Below are 16164 nucleotides of genomic sequence, written 5' to 3' on the forward strand. Positions count from 1 at the left end.
GCATTTTTGGGTTATGTTAAAGTAAAAATAGAAGGGTTAAATGATATTTAGTATTACGAATGAACATTTAATTAACAAATAGTATTTATAGGTTAATGGATAATCTTCAATCTTGCCCAAATCAAATAATACTCAATATATCTACTTGACACTGATCATATCATTCTCTTTTATGTTATCGCCATTATTTTCAGATTCTTATGCTAGTAACGCCATTAGCCAAGTTAATGAATCATCAAACACTAAAACAACTGTATTTGGATGCGAACCTACACCTAATCCCGGAGTTCTTCATTGCGATCCATTTAGAAGCGAATTTGAAAGTAACACTACTACCTACACTAGTAATAAGATAAGCGATATAACAAGAGAACCCATCTATGTAGATGGAAAAGATGGAAAAGCGATACATTTTATTGATTTATACAGAGAATATGTAGAAATCCCTCAAAGCGAATTATTTAACTCCTCTGAAATCACTGTTTCCTTTTGGATGAAGGAGACTGATAGGGATAAGCCGCATGTAGACCAAAACGTTCAAGAAAGTCCTAACGCCCATGTTATTTCTCATACAAACATAGATGGCGATAATGGATGGTATTTTGATTATAATTATGATGATCAGTCTGTTCACTTTGTTGTAACTGATACGTCTGGCGGTTTGACGACTTCAGATAGCATACCTGTTTCAAATGCGTCGTTTACTCAAATTGCGGCTACCTTTGACGGCTCGCAAATCGGGATTTACAGAGATGGAGAGTTGCTACAAACTTTGAGTTATAGCGGAAATTACAGTGCTGCGCACCCCCTTCCTATACACATTGGATCAGCATCGCATTGTAATTCATGCAATGAATTGTCTGGAAACGTAGATGATGTTCAATTATTCAATCGTGCACTTTCTGAGGACGAAGTTAAGCAAATATACTTAGAAATGGAAAATGGTGAAACGCAGGTTAGTAATTCAAATTCGCCTACAGGTCTTGTAGGACATTGGTCATTTGATAATACTTTGGATGATCTCTCTATCCACAAGAACAATGCGAAAATGTTTACTTTACTTTCAAGTTTGGCAACTACTCCTGATGATAGGATCTTGATTTCTGAAAAGAATACGGGAAAGATAAGAATAATTCAGGGGGGTATACTATTAGAGAGACCTTTTGCAGTAATTAATGATTCATATATTGGATGGGAACAAGGATTATTAGGTATCGTTGTAGATCCTGATTTCAAAGAAAATCATTATGTCTATTTGTATTATACATCTACTTCGGGAGAAGGAAGCAATCCCGTCAACAAGGTAATCAGATTTACCGAGAAAGATAACATTGCAGTTAATAGTACAGTAATAATAGATGGATTGCCGGCCGGCATAGGTTATCATTCTGGTGGTGCAATGGCCTTTGGTCCAGACGGCAAGCTATACATCACAGTTGGAGATGCAACAGAGGAAGAAAAAACCCAGGATATTTCTTCCCTCTTGGGCAAAGTACTTCGAATAAATAAGGATGGCTCTATACCGGCGGACAATCCCTTTCCAGACTCCCCTATTTTCACCATAGGGCATAGGAATATGTATGGTATTGCTTTTGATCATAAAGACGGAATAGGTATAGTTACTGAGAATGGTGATGAACTCTATGATGAAATTAACATACTAAAGAAGGGGGGTAATTATGGATATCCTACATATCAACTACCAAATACACCGCCAGAACTCTCAGAGTCCAATTGGGATATTAAACCTTTAAGGGCATATTTGTATCCACAAGGCCCCACTCAAGCCATTTACTATGACCACGATAAATTTCCATCCTTGAAAGATAATTTTATTTTTGGAACTTATACGGGAGACATATACGGTATTCACATAAACGAGACATCTGAAACCATAGATTCCGAACGACGGATCTTATTGGATCACTATCCGTTCGAAGCTATTAATGGCATAGCACAGACTAGTGATGGAAATATCTTTTTTGGGGCACATCACTTGTACATGTTGAACTCGATTTCAAAAGAAGATGACATCGTACAAGAATTGTTTCCAATAACTATAACGAGACCCATTAACATAGATATTGACAAGGTATATGCATCCATAAATGCCTCGGTAGAATTACAGATGAGCTCTACACCTAGCGATTCTGAATCAAATAATACCCAGTATGTCAAAATAAAGATGCCTAAGGCGATTATTAATAAAATAGAAAATGTAGTCTATGGGTCATTGTCAGAAAGAGAGAATAGTCAAGGGATCCCATTCTATGTAGCCGATATTGACGCCAAGTATATCGAAATAACCATACCTCTGGAGTTCAATGTTTCAAATACCAGATTGACTATTAATAGTGAAGATATCGGGGTAACATAAGTAGAAAGCATCATTTTATTTCTTTCCTAACCTTCCATTCCAGTAATTCGAGAGTGTTAAACCAATAGTGTGAAAGGGAAAGTACAAAAAATAGCCAGTAGTATTTACAAACTCTCAAGTGCAGGTACCAAATAAAGTTCTGCGATAAACAATATGATTTTATGAAATTTATAATAAATCTACGCATACAAAAAGATTCGTAAATTACATCTTCGAGATTTCTCTGAGATATAGCGATTATTAATATGAAATTTTCTTTTGTAAATATAACTTTTTATAATTTACTAATTGTTTTACTTTGTATGACTGAAAATAGGAATGGAGACAATAATCCATCAAAGAATTCAAACCAAAAATATTCTAGGGAGATACTATTGGCTAAATGGGAAGATAGATTCGTGGCCTGGCTAATTGATTTTATAATAATTTCAATAGTTGCAAACATATTGTTCTATATTTTTACGGCACATTATTCCTTTCCATTTTGGGGGATTTATATTAACGGCGAAAATGGGATCGGTATAAGACAACCATATGAATACTTTGCAGCAAGTTCAATTTTCTTCGTATATTGGGTGATACTAGAATTTTTGACAGGACAAACAATAGGAAAAAGAGTTGTCAACATTAAAACCACGAATTTATTTGGCGAAAGAGCCAATATTACGAACATTGCAATAGAAGTATTCGGGAAATCATTTCTTTTACCTATTGATATAATCTTAGGATTGATCTTTTCAAGTAAAAGAAGGCAACGGATATTCAGCAAGGTAAGTGGAACTATAGTAATAAAATTGAAAAAGACTGATGAAGATGAAAACGAATCTATAAGATATGTGAAGGACCACTAGTAGGACCAATAAATTACACAGCAGACACACTCACATACATCTATATCCCATTTTCAAAGAATCGATCAACTAAATCCTGTGCTTCTACTTTATGGACCGGTCAGATTTTTTAAATCCAATGTAATTATAGCGTTATTCTGCAACGGAATATCAGGCACTGGAGTGGTTGGCTCCACAAATGATGAATTTTCTAATAGTATTGAAGCATCGACTTGGACCTTATCTTGTAGAATCTCTTCTATTATAGACGACTGGTTAAATGAATTCCACACTTGCAAGAATTGACCCAAGGAGAACGAAATCTCAGAAGGGGATTCTATATGAATAATCCCAGAATCATCATGAGTATGTAACCAAAATATGCATTCATTAGGAACAATTCCAATGCCCGCTGGAATAGTTAACGAATGATTTTGATCCTTAATTATCAATTTTGTATGGTTATGAAAAGTAAGATGTTCAACTGCGTCACATGTTATTCCAGAAATTTTAGAAGAGAGACCTATTTCATCAACCGGGTTTGGAGAACTATTCTGACCAAAGATCTCGTAATTTAGTGTTTTATCTGAATTGAATATCAATGCCAGCGAAAATGTAAAAAAAATGACAACTATCATGTGATAAGATATCATTAGTATGAGATGATTCCCTTCTGTTATTAAAGTTGCTTATTATTTACTCTTCAGCTGCGATTGAAAATTATGAAAACAATTGGAACTTGAAATTTACTCAAACCAAAATGATTAAAAATAAAAACCTCATTCAAAAGATAATACAATTGAACAAAAATTATCCTACATGGCCATTTTGGACAGGAATTGGCTTCACTTTATTTGGAATATTATTGATAGCACTAAGGGCAAATGTTAGGATCTCATTTGTTTTCTTTGTAGTTGCTTTGGTTTTATTCATAATTTGGATATATATGATATTAAAAACCGACAGAAAAAGGAAGTCACAACAATTAGCAAATCAACCATGTTTGTGCCAAATTTGCAATCACGAATTGACAAGTATGTGTGTGAAACAAAAATGCCCATGTTGTATAGAAATGAAGGATAATACTGTTATCGGACACGATATTCATTAGTTTTGTATCCATCGGCAGATTAGATTAGTATTCAAAAGTAATTAAAGAAACCATATCAGGAAATTTGATATCAACAGAAAGGTCACTTAAACAAGAAATGTACAGATGAAGAATTGAGCAATTTTGTCAATTAAAAACTGGGCGTCTACTAGAAGTAGGTTTGGAACTTCTAGTAGACTTGAAATACCGACTTAATTATAATTTGTGCTAATTCAAATTATAATTAGTAATTATAATGATATTCAAATATTTAAATTTAATTATAACACAATAATACTTCAATTTGAATTCATGATGTATTGTGTAATCATATCCAAGAGCGTAGGTATGATACGCTTTACCTACTGGCAATTTTGACAACTATCATGCAAAAAAATAAAAGAATTTTTAAAAGTAATCAGGTACTTATATTACATTCCTTGTTTGTCGTCAGTTTGCAACTGTTATCATGTCTCCAGCTTCCATTATAAAAAATTTGTAGATGGAGCGAATTATCAGAACTCTTTTGTATTCTAGTTGTACCGTTCTCTGGATTAGTCTCTTTATTTCTATCACCAAAAGTTTCTAGGAATTTTCGCATACTATTAATGAAAATTTGTTCAATAATAAGTATTGGGTTTTGTATTTAACAAAGGAATAATAAAATAAATCATTGAAAAAAGAGGGTTATTGTCTAAAAAATGCTTTTACATGAGGCCGAAACATATAGAAGACAATTATACCACCGATTATTATTCCAATAATGTGACTAGTTAATCCCACTAGAACCGAAGAAGTAACAGATCCGATTACTATGGCAGATACGATTTGTATGACAAGACCAATTATTGTTACTATTACTGTAATAGCCCATGCCCAGCCTTTGCCCTTAAGCAATCCATAGGACACAACTAAATATATAATTCCCAAGACTAACATTATAATTCCCATGATAACAGGGACCATTCCCAATTCTGCAATTGCTGCAATGTCAGCTGCATTCGAACCTGTTTGAACCACCTCTGTGGAACTTAATGACAATATCGTCCCAAGCCCAACTAAAGAAATTCCACCGATTAGGAGGAAAATTCCACCGATTATTATCAAGATTGCAATTATAGTAACACCCATAGGTCGTTTTGTATTTGTATTCAAAATAAAACCAAAGTAACTATATGTAACTATAATATATTAATTATGGCAATTGTCTAATAGATGGTCAGCTTAAAGGACAATTGATAATACTTTTAGAGGTATTTTTGAGATTTACAAGAAAGAGAATCAGCTATTGATGGATGTAAGACCTCAGGCGACCGTCTCAAAAATATATGCGATGGTTTAACACAAATATTAACCCGTACTTATTCTTGCATATCCAGATTATGTGGTTTTCCATACTAAGTTATCAGAGCACTTGCAGCCTAATTGGCTCATTACTTCTATACATACATAAAATGTGACAACGCATTGACCAAAAATCGCAAATTCTATTATCAAAATTTGCGGTACTTTTAGATTATCAGAATGGTTTTCTATCCATATAAACAATATAAGCATCCTACAGTTGGGCCTTAACTTCTATATTCTTTCTAACCATCGATAAAAGTTAATTAAATGTTGTTATTTTCACGTCAACTCCCATCAAATGAGAATATAACGCATAAAAGTTGGTACAAAAAATTATCAAATGCCATAACATACCCCGGCTGTGCTAACCATTGAATATTATAAATAAATTTTTCTTTATAAGTTCAAATAATTTTGAATAGATAAAGTTATACTTGTAAATTCATATTATACCACAAGATTAATATATTTGCTTATTAATTCAAGTATTGATCATGCAATGGAGTTTAACTGAAATCAATTTAAATGCTGTTGAATTAGATAAAATAAGGGTACTTATTGTAGATGAACAGCATGTCGAATTATCGCATACACAAGATTCCGTTGAGGGCATGGAATTTACATTATGCAATTCATTATCAAATGCATTTGATGTTATAGATAATCAACAGGTTGACGTCGTATTATGCAATATGAATGCACCGCCAAAGTTCCTAAGAGAATTTTTCCAAAAATATAATCAGAGAGTACCAATAGTAGCATTTTCATCCATTGACGATCCGAAATTAGCTTATTTGGCGGCCATGCTAAAAGCTAGAGACATCGTATTCTCAAAACAACTAAATTATAAAGACATCTCTCAAACGTTGAAAAAAGTTAGATCGGAATGGATCGAGGAACAGCAAGGAAAAATGATAGATGGCTTTCTGCAAGAACCACAGAATAGAGTAATTTTGAGAGAATTATTAGTTTCAGATTTACCCATCAGTCAAAGGATTGTATCAAAGTGTGTTAATGAAATTCCAATCGATGATTCAATAAGAAAAGCATATGGAATAAAATCTAATGAAATATTAACTAAAAATCCAGAAATCTTAGAAAAAATGGTCAAAATGAAAATTGTAGTCAAGGAGAATATCGGTCAAACTATTGCGTGTGCTAACTGTGATTCTGTAAATATTTATGCCAATTATCATTGCCCTAATTGTAATAATAGTAGATTCAAAAGAAAGGAACTATTCTTCCACAAACTATGCAATCTAATGATCACATTAAAAAAGTATTCCAATTCTGGCGAGATCTTTTGCCCTAATTGTATGATCTATTTCGAAAATACCAACTCTAACTCTTATACCGTTCTGGGATTCGAATGTGTACATTGCAATAAGAAATTCGCTACTCCTTCTATACTTTATAATTGCAATGACTGTAATTACGAAAAATTTACTCTGAATTCAGCCAAATGGATTGATCTCTACAGTTTTAAGATACGTGATGAGCACATCAACAAACTGAAGAATAATTTCTTCTCATTAATGCAACTAGAGGATTTCTTGACGCAATCAGGATTTGCCGTGAAACATTATGATCGGTACACCGAAAATCACGACTCTTTTGGCCCCTTTGATTTAATTGCATATTCTCCGATGAGGATGCTCATATTCATTACATTAGGCAATGACCTCACTCGCAACATAGAGAAGATCCTTGAAATTGAAAAGTTATCTACAGTGTCGAAAAAGAACATAAAAACATTTGCAATATCTAAAATACGTCCCGTAAATTCGATTCAGAATTTATTAAAGAAATTTAACATAGATTCGATATGCGAAGATGAAAACAAGGATATAAAGAGCATTCTGATCAAAAGTTTAACTCCGCGTATTTTTTAAAAGTACCTTTAGGAGTTTCTAACATTTCTGAATAACAAAATCAATTCATTTACAAGTAATCATTTTGGTTTGTTTGATGGGTTTTTACTTTTCACCAAATATGCCAAAATCATTAATATTTATTAAAAATAGACAACTAAAAAATAACACTGATTGTATTTCTATGGCCTTGTAATTTTCAATAAACAGTCAAGTTAATTAAGAATTAAAATACTGGTTTTCATACGATTATACCAAGGTATTCTACTTGCAAATAGTAATAATACGGTACGGCAGCGAGATTGTTTTAATAATTGGCATGTTAATGTGAAAAAGCGTATCTTGTTGACGGCACACATGATATTAATGGTTATTTCTCAAATTTAAGAGGCACTACTAGGACACATAACAAAATTGAGCAAATTAAATTATTATCGGTGTTATTTTCATATGTCCCTATAAGATAAAGAGAGATAAAGAATTAAATTTGATATATAAGATCTAATGAGGGGGCATTTTAGTACTAATTTTCCTTGAATAAGAACAGACTATTGTAGAATAATTTAATAAACTTATTCTAAACTTTTTTTTGGAGGATAACACTGTTCCCAGTGATAAGTTGAATAGCACTCTTCTTGCATTAAATTAAAATAAGGACTTTAAACAATATTCATGTGAATATTCTAGCGATTGGAGCACATCCGGACGATATTGAACTTGGATGTGGAGGAACGTTACTAAAAGCAGCTAGAAGTGGTGTCAATGTCTTCATGTATATAGTAACACGTGGTTCAAGTGCTGGATCAGTAGTTAAACGCTCCAATGAGATCATAAGTTCGGCAAAGTACATTGGAGCCAAAGCAATATGGATTGATGACTATGAAGATTCGGCAGTCTATTTAACCAAGGAATTGATTAATTCTATCGAGTTTTTTATCCGTAAAACTCAGGCAGATGTCATCTATACACATCCAATAAAAGACAACCATCACGACCATAGAGCAATTTGTGAAGCAACTGTTGAGGCAGGACGATTTACCCCCAATATTTTTGCATATGAGAATCCATCAACAAAGAATTTTGCACCAGTCTTGTATAGTGACATCTCTGATGTTATACTTGAAAAGATTAGGTTAATCGAGCTTTATGGATCTCAAAAATCAAAGGTATTTCTCAGTTCGAATTCAGTCAAGGCGGTAGCTGAACATAGAGCAATACAAACACGTCTTGATCCTAAATTGACTCACGTGGAAGCATTCGAAGTCTTAAAAATGATGATGAACACGGATCATACTTTGTTACCTACAAGACGGCTTGCAGAAGATCTCAAACCTTCTCGAGATATTATAGAATATATATCATAAATCAATCAATACTTGTTCCTTCTACGATTTTATGATACACTATTCCGTTCCAATGATCTGCTTGCAAGCAGTTTTTCCAATTTATTTATCAATAAAGGGTTATAATTTGTAAAGCCTATTTTAGCAAATTGGGAATCCATCATCTGTTCTTTTGGAAGCGATAGAGATCAGTTCTTATAAGTTGTTTGGGGAATGTAATTTTCATTGCAAGTCGATTTTCTCATCTATCTAGATAGAAGGAAAACATAAATTTTCTTCTACTTGCGGTAATGACGAAAAACGAAAAGAACTTAAGTTCAAGTTAAAAATCTTTCTTTGATAGCTACTGCCATTATAGCATAGAGTATATGAACAAAGTCATCATTTTAGAAAAGTGTGGATCATTATATTAATGAAAGTGTGTATGAAACTTGTATGCATTCATTTCAAAGGAAAAAAACCTTCAATGTGTTTAATTCTCTGATTGTTGCATTTGTGCTTTTCTCAGTCGTTCAAATGTTAAGTATACTGAACCCAAATACTGCATTTTCGTCACATCTTCCAGAATCCTCGACTTCCCATAATGAAAAAAAAAGAATTGCACTAATAGAGAATACTTTTACATATGCCGCATATCAAAATGGATCATTCTATAATTTCTATGACTTGCATAGTCCCGAAATGTACACCCGTGAGGGTCAAGGACTTAATACAACCATAACAGAAAATTTGTATTTATTAAAAGATCGGCCTATTCCCCAGGGACCGTTTCCATTTTATCTCCATCCCGAGTATAAAGATATTCCCTATATTACATACGCCTACCTCATCCTAGACCTAGTCCATAAAAACAACCAATCCATTGTTAATCTTACCGATGCTGATGTAGACCAAGGCAAGATTTTCTTTGCAGATGGTGAAAATGCATACGACGTATTAATTCTCCTTCATAATGAATATGTATCTCAAAAAGAATATGACAATCTCAAAAGATTTGTAGCCAATGGCGGGACTATACTATTTACGGAAGGAAATGTTTTGTATGCAGAGGTTGACTACAACAGTACAACTAATACCATATCGCTAGTAAAGGGACATGATTGGGAATTCGACGGAAAATCCGCAAGAAATAGTATTAATGAAAGATGGCTTAAAGAAAATAAAGAATGGATGGGCAGTAATTTCCTAGATTATTCTTCTTCCAAGCCATTGCATTTTGGATTCAATCCATTTAACTATACTCATTATGAGGAACAATACCTAACAAACCCAAATGCTACAATACTTATAGATTATGAAGCATATGGTTTCCCTGAAGAGTACGAAAATGCTACAATAGCTACTTATTATATGGATTACGGATTGGGTAGAGTAATTCATTTATCCCTTTGGGGTCACACAATAGACGAGAATCCAATATTTGTTGAGTATTTTGAGAAGATTTTGCTGCCATTGGCACTAGGCAAAAATGTAACGGAAGAAAACAAACACTTTACAGATGAAAGAAAATTGCACTTAGGAAATTCTACTGACACCGCGAGCTAATGAACTTTTAGGTTATTCATATACATGAAGAATATCTTGTAACCAAAACCAATACTACCAAGAACGAAAAATTTCCAACCTTTCTTTTTGTTCTTTTTAGATCTTTGGAAAAAATTATTTTTGGCTAATCGGCCTAATCTAAATAATTTACAAAATCGAACATTAATCTTCCTGTAGTTCGTACTATCCACAATACAATTATTTTTGGCTCGCCGCAACTTACATCCAAATAATTGAAAAATAAATATTCTAATAACATGCAGGACAAATGATGTCATTTCGCTAATGAAGGAATAATACTGACAATATTCCAATCAAAAGAATAGGAGATGCTCTTTGTTGGTTAAATGATCCTATATATTCAGCACTTCGTAACCAGATTCGTATCTAAGTGTCAGAAATAAAACAGCTGATCTAAAATATTGTATTCATTATCACCATTAGGCTTGAATGATTATAATTGAAATTCATCATAATGACCAGCGTATTTGTTATAAATACATACTGTCTTTATAATATGAGCAAACATAAAAAGGAAATGTTGTTTTCGATAAACGGATGGTCTCAGTATTATCTTGAACTTTGTTGCATGCACAATCCAGCATATTGATCGTGTCAAATTTTTATACTATATTACTAAAAGGATAATTTACCCGTCACAATAAAACAACATGAGTATTTCAACATTATTTTTGCGAATTCAACGCGATCAAAAATTCTGTTATACGAGAGGGCCAGTAAAATTTAATATGAACGCCTAAACTCATTTTGATGATGCTTAGGGCTTTAAATCAAACCACATTTATAAAATCTTTAAATGGAATCATAAATAAATTGAGTTTTTCTAATAAAGTACTATTATCTTCATTTATTTTTATATCTATCACTGTCTTTGCTATCTTCCAATTATCAACAATTCCTATTATATCAGCTAGCTTGGAAAACTACGGTGTTGACACCAACGTATCAAGCAGCTCAGATAACAAAAAAGTTGCGCTAGTGTTACCATCTTTTACTTGGGCAGCATATCAAACCGGGTCCTTCTACGATTTTTATGCATTATATAGCTACATCCAATTTGCCAACAGAGAAGTTAACATCACAATCACAAATAACACACATCTACTAAAGGATAGACCTATTCCTGAAGGACCCTTTGTCTATTATACCGATCTCGAAGAAGAACCATACACCCCTTACATCAATTTTATAAATCTTGCAAAAGACCTTTACAGAGAACATGGTATTAATCCCACTAATCTCACAGATGCAGATGTGGATCAAGGCAAGATCTTTAACGCAGACGGTACTAACGCGTACGACATCTTATTTCTCTTTCATAACGAGTATGTAACCCAAGCTGAATACGATAATTTGAAAAAATTCGTCACCAATGGTGGGACCATAGTATTTGGGGATGGAAATGTATTATATGCAGAAGTTGCCTATAACCAAGACAACAATACAATATCACTTGTGAGCGGGCATAATTGGAATTTTGATCAAAAGAATACTGCGTGGAAAGGTCCAGCCGAAAGATGGTTGGATGAAACAAGAGAGTGGGTCGGAAGCAATTTCCTAGATATCCCTGCAAACTACCCATTGAGATTTAATAACAATCCATTTAACTATACCCATTCAGAGGAAAATTATGTTGCCAACCCGAATGTAAAGATATTAATAGACTATGAGCTTGACAACGTCCCTAGGTACTCTGGCCAGTATCTAGGTGCTAAAGTGGCAACTTATGAAATGGACTACGGGAAAGGGAAAGTCATTCATTTGGGCTTATGGGGTCATATGTTGGCACTAAATGAAGATTTTGCAGAATATCTAAATAATGTAATTATACCACTGTCACTTAATAAGACGTCATGACCAAGATCAATTTTGATCGATAGACAAACAACCAATACCATTTAGTAGACTTTTCCTCCCGGGTCGTAATTTGATTGATCCAAATATACAAACTAGATAACAAATCTCAATCATTGGTAGTCACATTGAAAATGTTAACTAAAACATAATTTACAATAATATTCTATTTGTCACTATTTCCGACCAAAACTGCACTTATTCTGAAAGTAAATATTTGATCATTGTCCATAATTATCTATTTGATTGGTTATATTACTATTCTTTGATTTAAGCTTGTTCGGGGATTATACTTTAAAGGGCTTTGTTTCCAATTAGGAGAATAAATATATGTAAGAGGTACAATATCCACCATGAAAGTATAGATAGCGTTATTAAAGCACATATATTTATTGGATTTTATGGGGTCGAAAATTGTCTTTTAATCGGAAAAGGATCAAACATTATAATTCAGTTTCGTTAGCTTTCTATAATATTTCCAACATAATCAAAGATTATCAATTAAGTGATCATAATGGACATTAAAAATACGAAACCATCATATTTACATCGAATAATGCAACTGATTATAAAAGAATTATCGTTAAAGGACAAGACTAATTATTAATTCCAAAGTCACACATGCATCTATATTCTTACAATTGGAAATAATATTCATACAGGCTATTACGAACTATCGTTCCGCAATGGGTACGTTGAGATAATTTTAGTTTCATCTAAAATTGTTTGATTAAATGTTTTGAGAATATTTTTTGGTGCAATTTTCGGTGTCTCATATGCATATATTTTTCTCTCGCTACCACTCGTTTATTATTTCCCTGTGTATTAGTTACTCAGTATAGACCCTACTAGTCAGTTTTAGATCAGGATTTGCTCAGGCGTAATAAAATAGGTTCCCTTTAATCAAGGGCTTTTTAAAGATGTTACTTAAAACAGAACACATACAAAAAAAATAACATCTAGATTGGACCTAACACTGCATTCATACAATGAAAAATGACTTATGACCAACAAAGATTGTTTATGATTGTCTTATACTTCGTAATACAAGTTCAATTACTCTTGGTAGAATTATGGAGTTTCTTTATCTTCGCTATCATTTGGTATGTGAATGTTTAAATAACCTATCTATGAAATAAGGGTCAAATTTTTTTTGATAATTAAAAGTACTTTATCAGGCCAAAAAAATAAGGTTGATCTAAGGTCTAGATAAAAACTTGGAAAACTCGTTGACCAAGTTACCAAAATCAGTTTCCAATTGGGTTAATAATTGACTTGCATTTGTATCATTTTTAATTAAACTTGCTGCTTGGTTTACAAGTTCCATGGAAGTGTTTTTGGCTTGGTTATATGCGCCTTTCAATGCATCAGGAGCTTGGTTTACAAGTTCCATGGAAGTGTTTTTGGCTTGGTTATATGCGCCTTTCAATGCATCAGGAGCTTGGTTTACAAGTTCCATGGAAGTGTTTTTGGCTTGGTTATATGCGCCTTTCAATGCATCAGGAGCTTGGTTTACAAGTTCCATGGAAGTGTTTTTGGCTTGGTTATATGCGCCTTTCAATGCATCAGGAGCTTGGTTTACAAGTTCCATGGAAGTGTTTTTGGCTTGGTTATATGCGCCTTTCAATGCATCAGGAGCTTGGTTTACAAGTTCCATGGAAGTGTTTTTGGCTTGGTTATAAAGACCACTAATGTTTGAAGCATTTGAGGAATTTTGAGCGAAAGCCGTATTCCCGACAGATAACAAGGTTGTAAAAATTGCTGCCAGAGCTAAATATCTTGCTGATCTTGACACAATTTTTTTTGTATTCAATTTAATATACAATGTATTGTCGCATCATTAAAGCTATTGCTTTAAAAATCAGCTTTGTATGCGTATCAAAAATGTAAATGATATCGAGATTTAGTGGAAAGATACTATATTTGACATTTTTCATTGTATTTGAACATTTAGCATCAAGTTAATCGATCCAAATCACATAGTCAAATGAATGATAAAATCTTTGAACATGTTAAAATTTCAATAAAATATGCAGACTTTCTTGTAAATTATTAAATGTTGATATAACATTGTCTGCTATATATAATTGTGGAGCTAGAGAATAATAATGTTAGTACCGAATCTGAAGAAGAGTACTTTAGAAAATCCTATGCTTTAGAATTGCAAAAGAAAAGACAGCAAATAAATGATTATCAAAGAGGTTTTAATGAACTTGAAGAAGAAAGACGACAGGTCAATCAACAGGCCATAAGAACGCCAGGCCGAAGGGGCGAAATAATCAAGAAAGAAGAAATTGAAAAAGAATTCGCTAGACGTTATAAAGAAAATTACAATAAAAGAACATAGATTTCTTTAAAAGTTCATCAGCATTATAAGGAATAGAAGAATATTAGAATCTATGTAAATATTAGCGAGATATGGTTTAATATTTAGATTCGAGTTGAGAATTTTTAAAATAGGATAAAATATAGTATATTTTTAATCTCCGGGTACTTTAAGTTTGCATAAATATAAAATAACATTAGATTCATATCTTTATAATGATTTCACAAGAGGTAAGCAGGCAATTATATAGCCACCTGAAGGATGTCCGTGGTCAAGTAATTGAAGATCTAATGGAGAAAGCAACACTGGTCAAAGAAGACATTCATGTATCTAAAATCATCGGTATTATGCTCAAAGATAATTCGCATGAGGTTTTTGTTCAACATCCTGATAAGACAATAATTTGTCTCAACATGAGAGATACTTTAGTTGCTAGAGACATTAATACTATGAAAGCATCAACAATTGGAAAGAGAATACCGAGTCTAACTTCTAAAGAGTCCATTGGAAATGCTGCAAGAATAATGAGTCTCCATAGATTACGGGCCTTGCCTATTGTAGACGGAAAAAATCATGAAGTCATAGGACAATTATCATCTAAGAGAATTTTGCAGTATATCTTTGAAACCTTTGTAAAAAAGAAAATAAACTTTGATAAGAGAATAATAGCTTCAGACCTGATGACTCCCGAACTGGTAACAATCGGTCCAGAGGATAAAGTTGCAACTGCAAGAAACATCATGGTAAAAGACATGATCGATCATTTACCCATTGTAGAACAAACGAAAGATGGCAAGAATATGGTTATTGGAATTCTTACGTCAAGTGATATATTAAAGACCTTGATGCCTTCTGATAGAATAGCAAGAGACGCCCTTATATCAGATCATGAACAACATAGACTAGAACTTGCTGCTAGAGGATTAGCAGATAAAAACCTAATAACTATCAGTCCAAATGAAACAATTAATTCAGTTATTGACCTTATGCTAAAATCGAACTCAACCTATGCATTAGTCAAATCAATGGACAGTGTTTTGGGCATAATTACTTTTAGAGATGTAATTGCTCTTCTTGGTGAGCAAGTTGAGAGTGAGATTCCTGCATACATAATAGGTCTGCCAGAAGATCCTTTTGAAGCAGAATTGGTTAAATCAAAATTCACAAATACGATCAAATTACTGTATAAAATCTTCCCAGAGATTGTCGAGGCAAGATGCAAGATCAAGATTAAAGATGTTACCGGTGAACGTAAAAGATATGAAATATCTGCTAATATAATTTCACCATATAGAAGATATACCTATACATCCAAGAATGAGTACGATATTGCAAGGATCTTTGACGAAATGAGTGACAGTTTTAAGAATCAGATTTCGCGTAAAAAGTCGTCAGATAAGCAAAGAGAATCGGTAAGGTTTTCACCCAAGGAATAACATTCTCAATTTAGATAGAACCTAATCACAAAGTGGATTCGATTCTTTATTCTTATTTTTTCCGTTCTACCCCCACTTTACTCGAATCCATATGCTATTTGGATTCTTAAAATATAATTTGCTG

11 protein-coding genes are annotated in these 16164 nt (G+C 33.0%); 8 read left to right on the forward strand and 3 right to left on the reverse strand.

From position 1 onward, the window contains the following. The first annotated feature begins 112 nt into the window (after positions 1-112). Both NFRAN_RS03335 and NFRAN_RS03340 read left to right on the forward strand, forming a co-directional pair. A complete protein-coding gene (locus NFRAN_RS03335) occupies positions 113-2377 on the forward strand; it encodes a PQQ-dependent sugar dehydrogenase (protein WP_145987998.1) in 2265 nt (754 codons plus the stop codon). A gap of 302 nt (positions 2378-2679) precedes the next feature. Beyond that, on the forward strand, positions 2680-3228 hold the full coding sequence (locus tag NFRAN_RS03340) for an RDD family protein (protein WP_134485628.1): 549 nt from the start codon (positions 2680-2682) through the stop codon (positions 3226-3228). An 89-nt stretch (positions 3229-3317) separates the two neighbouring features. Here NFRAN_RS03340 and NFRAN_RS03345 read toward each other — a convergent pair whose 3' ends face one another. Both NFRAN_RS03345 and NFRAN_RS03350 read right to left on the reverse strand, forming a co-directional pair. Further along, positions 3318-3845, reverse strand: coding sequence for a hypothetical protein (locus NFRAN_RS03345; protein ID WP_134483076.1), 528 nt, complete (start codon positions 3843-3845; stop codon positions 3318-3320). A gap of 1139 nt (positions 3846-4984) precedes the next feature. Next, positions 4985-5452, reverse strand: a complete 468-nt coding sequence (locus NFRAN_RS03350; RefSeq protein ID WP_134483077.1) for a hypothetical protein — start codon at positions 5450-5452, stop codon at positions 4985-4987. A 686-nt stretch (positions 5453-6138) separates the two neighbouring features. Here NFRAN_RS03350 and NFRAN_RS03355 point away from each other — a divergent pair. The 4 genes from NFRAN_RS03355 to NFRAN_RS03370 all read left to right on the forward strand — a co-directional run bounded on the left by NFRAN_RS03355 (position 6139) and on the right by NFRAN_RS03370 (position 12281). After that, positions 6139-7536 carry a response regulator transcription factor gene (locus tag NFRAN_RS03355; RefSeq protein WP_134483078.1) on the forward strand — a complete coding sequence of 466 codons (1398 nt, stop codon included), beginning with the start codon at positions 6139-6141 and terminating at the stop codon, positions 7534-7536. A 653-nt stretch (positions 7537-8189) separates the two neighbouring features. Continuing rightward, the gene (locus tag NFRAN_RS03360) at positions 8190-8879 is read left to right on the forward strand and encodes a PIG-L deacetylase family protein (RefSeq protein WP_172602081.1); all 690 of its coding nucleotides are present in this window, start codon (positions 8190-8192) and stop codon (positions 8877-8879) included. 414 nt (positions 8880-9293) lie between these two features. Further along, positions 9294-10403 carry a N,N-dimethylformamidase beta subunit family domain-containing protein gene (locus NFRAN_RS03365; RefSeq protein ID WP_172602082.1) on the forward strand — a complete coding sequence of 370 codons (1110 nt, stop codon included), beginning with the start codon at positions 9294-9296 and terminating at the stop codon, positions 10401-10403. A gap of 834 nt (positions 10404-11237) precedes the next feature. Further along, positions 11238-12281, forward strand: coding sequence for a N,N-dimethylformamidase beta subunit family domain-containing protein (locus NFRAN_RS03370; RefSeq protein ID WP_134483081.1), 1044 nt, complete (start codon positions 11238-11240; stop codon positions 12279-12281). A gap of 1195 nt (positions 12282-13476) precedes the next feature. On the opposite strand, the gene NFRAN_RS03375 is transcribed toward NFRAN_RS03370, so the two are convergent. After that, positions 13477-14091 carry a hypothetical protein gene (locus NFRAN_RS03375; RefSeq protein WP_134483082.1) on the reverse strand — a complete coding sequence of 205 codons (615 nt, stop codon included), beginning with the start codon at positions 14089-14091 and terminating at the stop codon, positions 13477-13479. A gap of 276 nt (positions 14092-14367) precedes the next feature. On the opposite strand from NFRAN_RS03375, the gene NFRAN_RS03380 reads away from it, so the two are divergent. Further along, positions 14368-14625 carry a hypothetical protein gene (locus tag NFRAN_RS03380; RefSeq protein ID WP_134483083.1) on the forward strand — a complete coding sequence of 86 codons (258 nt, stop codon included), beginning with the start codon at positions 14368-14370 and terminating at the stop codon, positions 14623-14625. 194 nt (positions 14626-14819) lie between these two features. Continuing rightward, positions 14820-16040 (forward strand): CBS domain-containing protein, encoded by a 1221-nt coding sequence (locus tag NFRAN_RS03385; protein WP_134483084.1) that lies wholly within the window; start codon positions 14820-14822, stop codon positions 16038-16040. The last annotated feature ends 124 nt before the right edge of the window (positions 16041-16164 follow it).

The organism is Candidatus Nitrosocosmicus franklandus, from assembly GCF_900696045.1.
Lineage (GTDB): Archaea > Thermoproteota > Nitrososphaeria > Nitrososphaerales > Nitrososphaeraceae > Nitrosocosmicus > Nitrosocosmicus franklandus_A.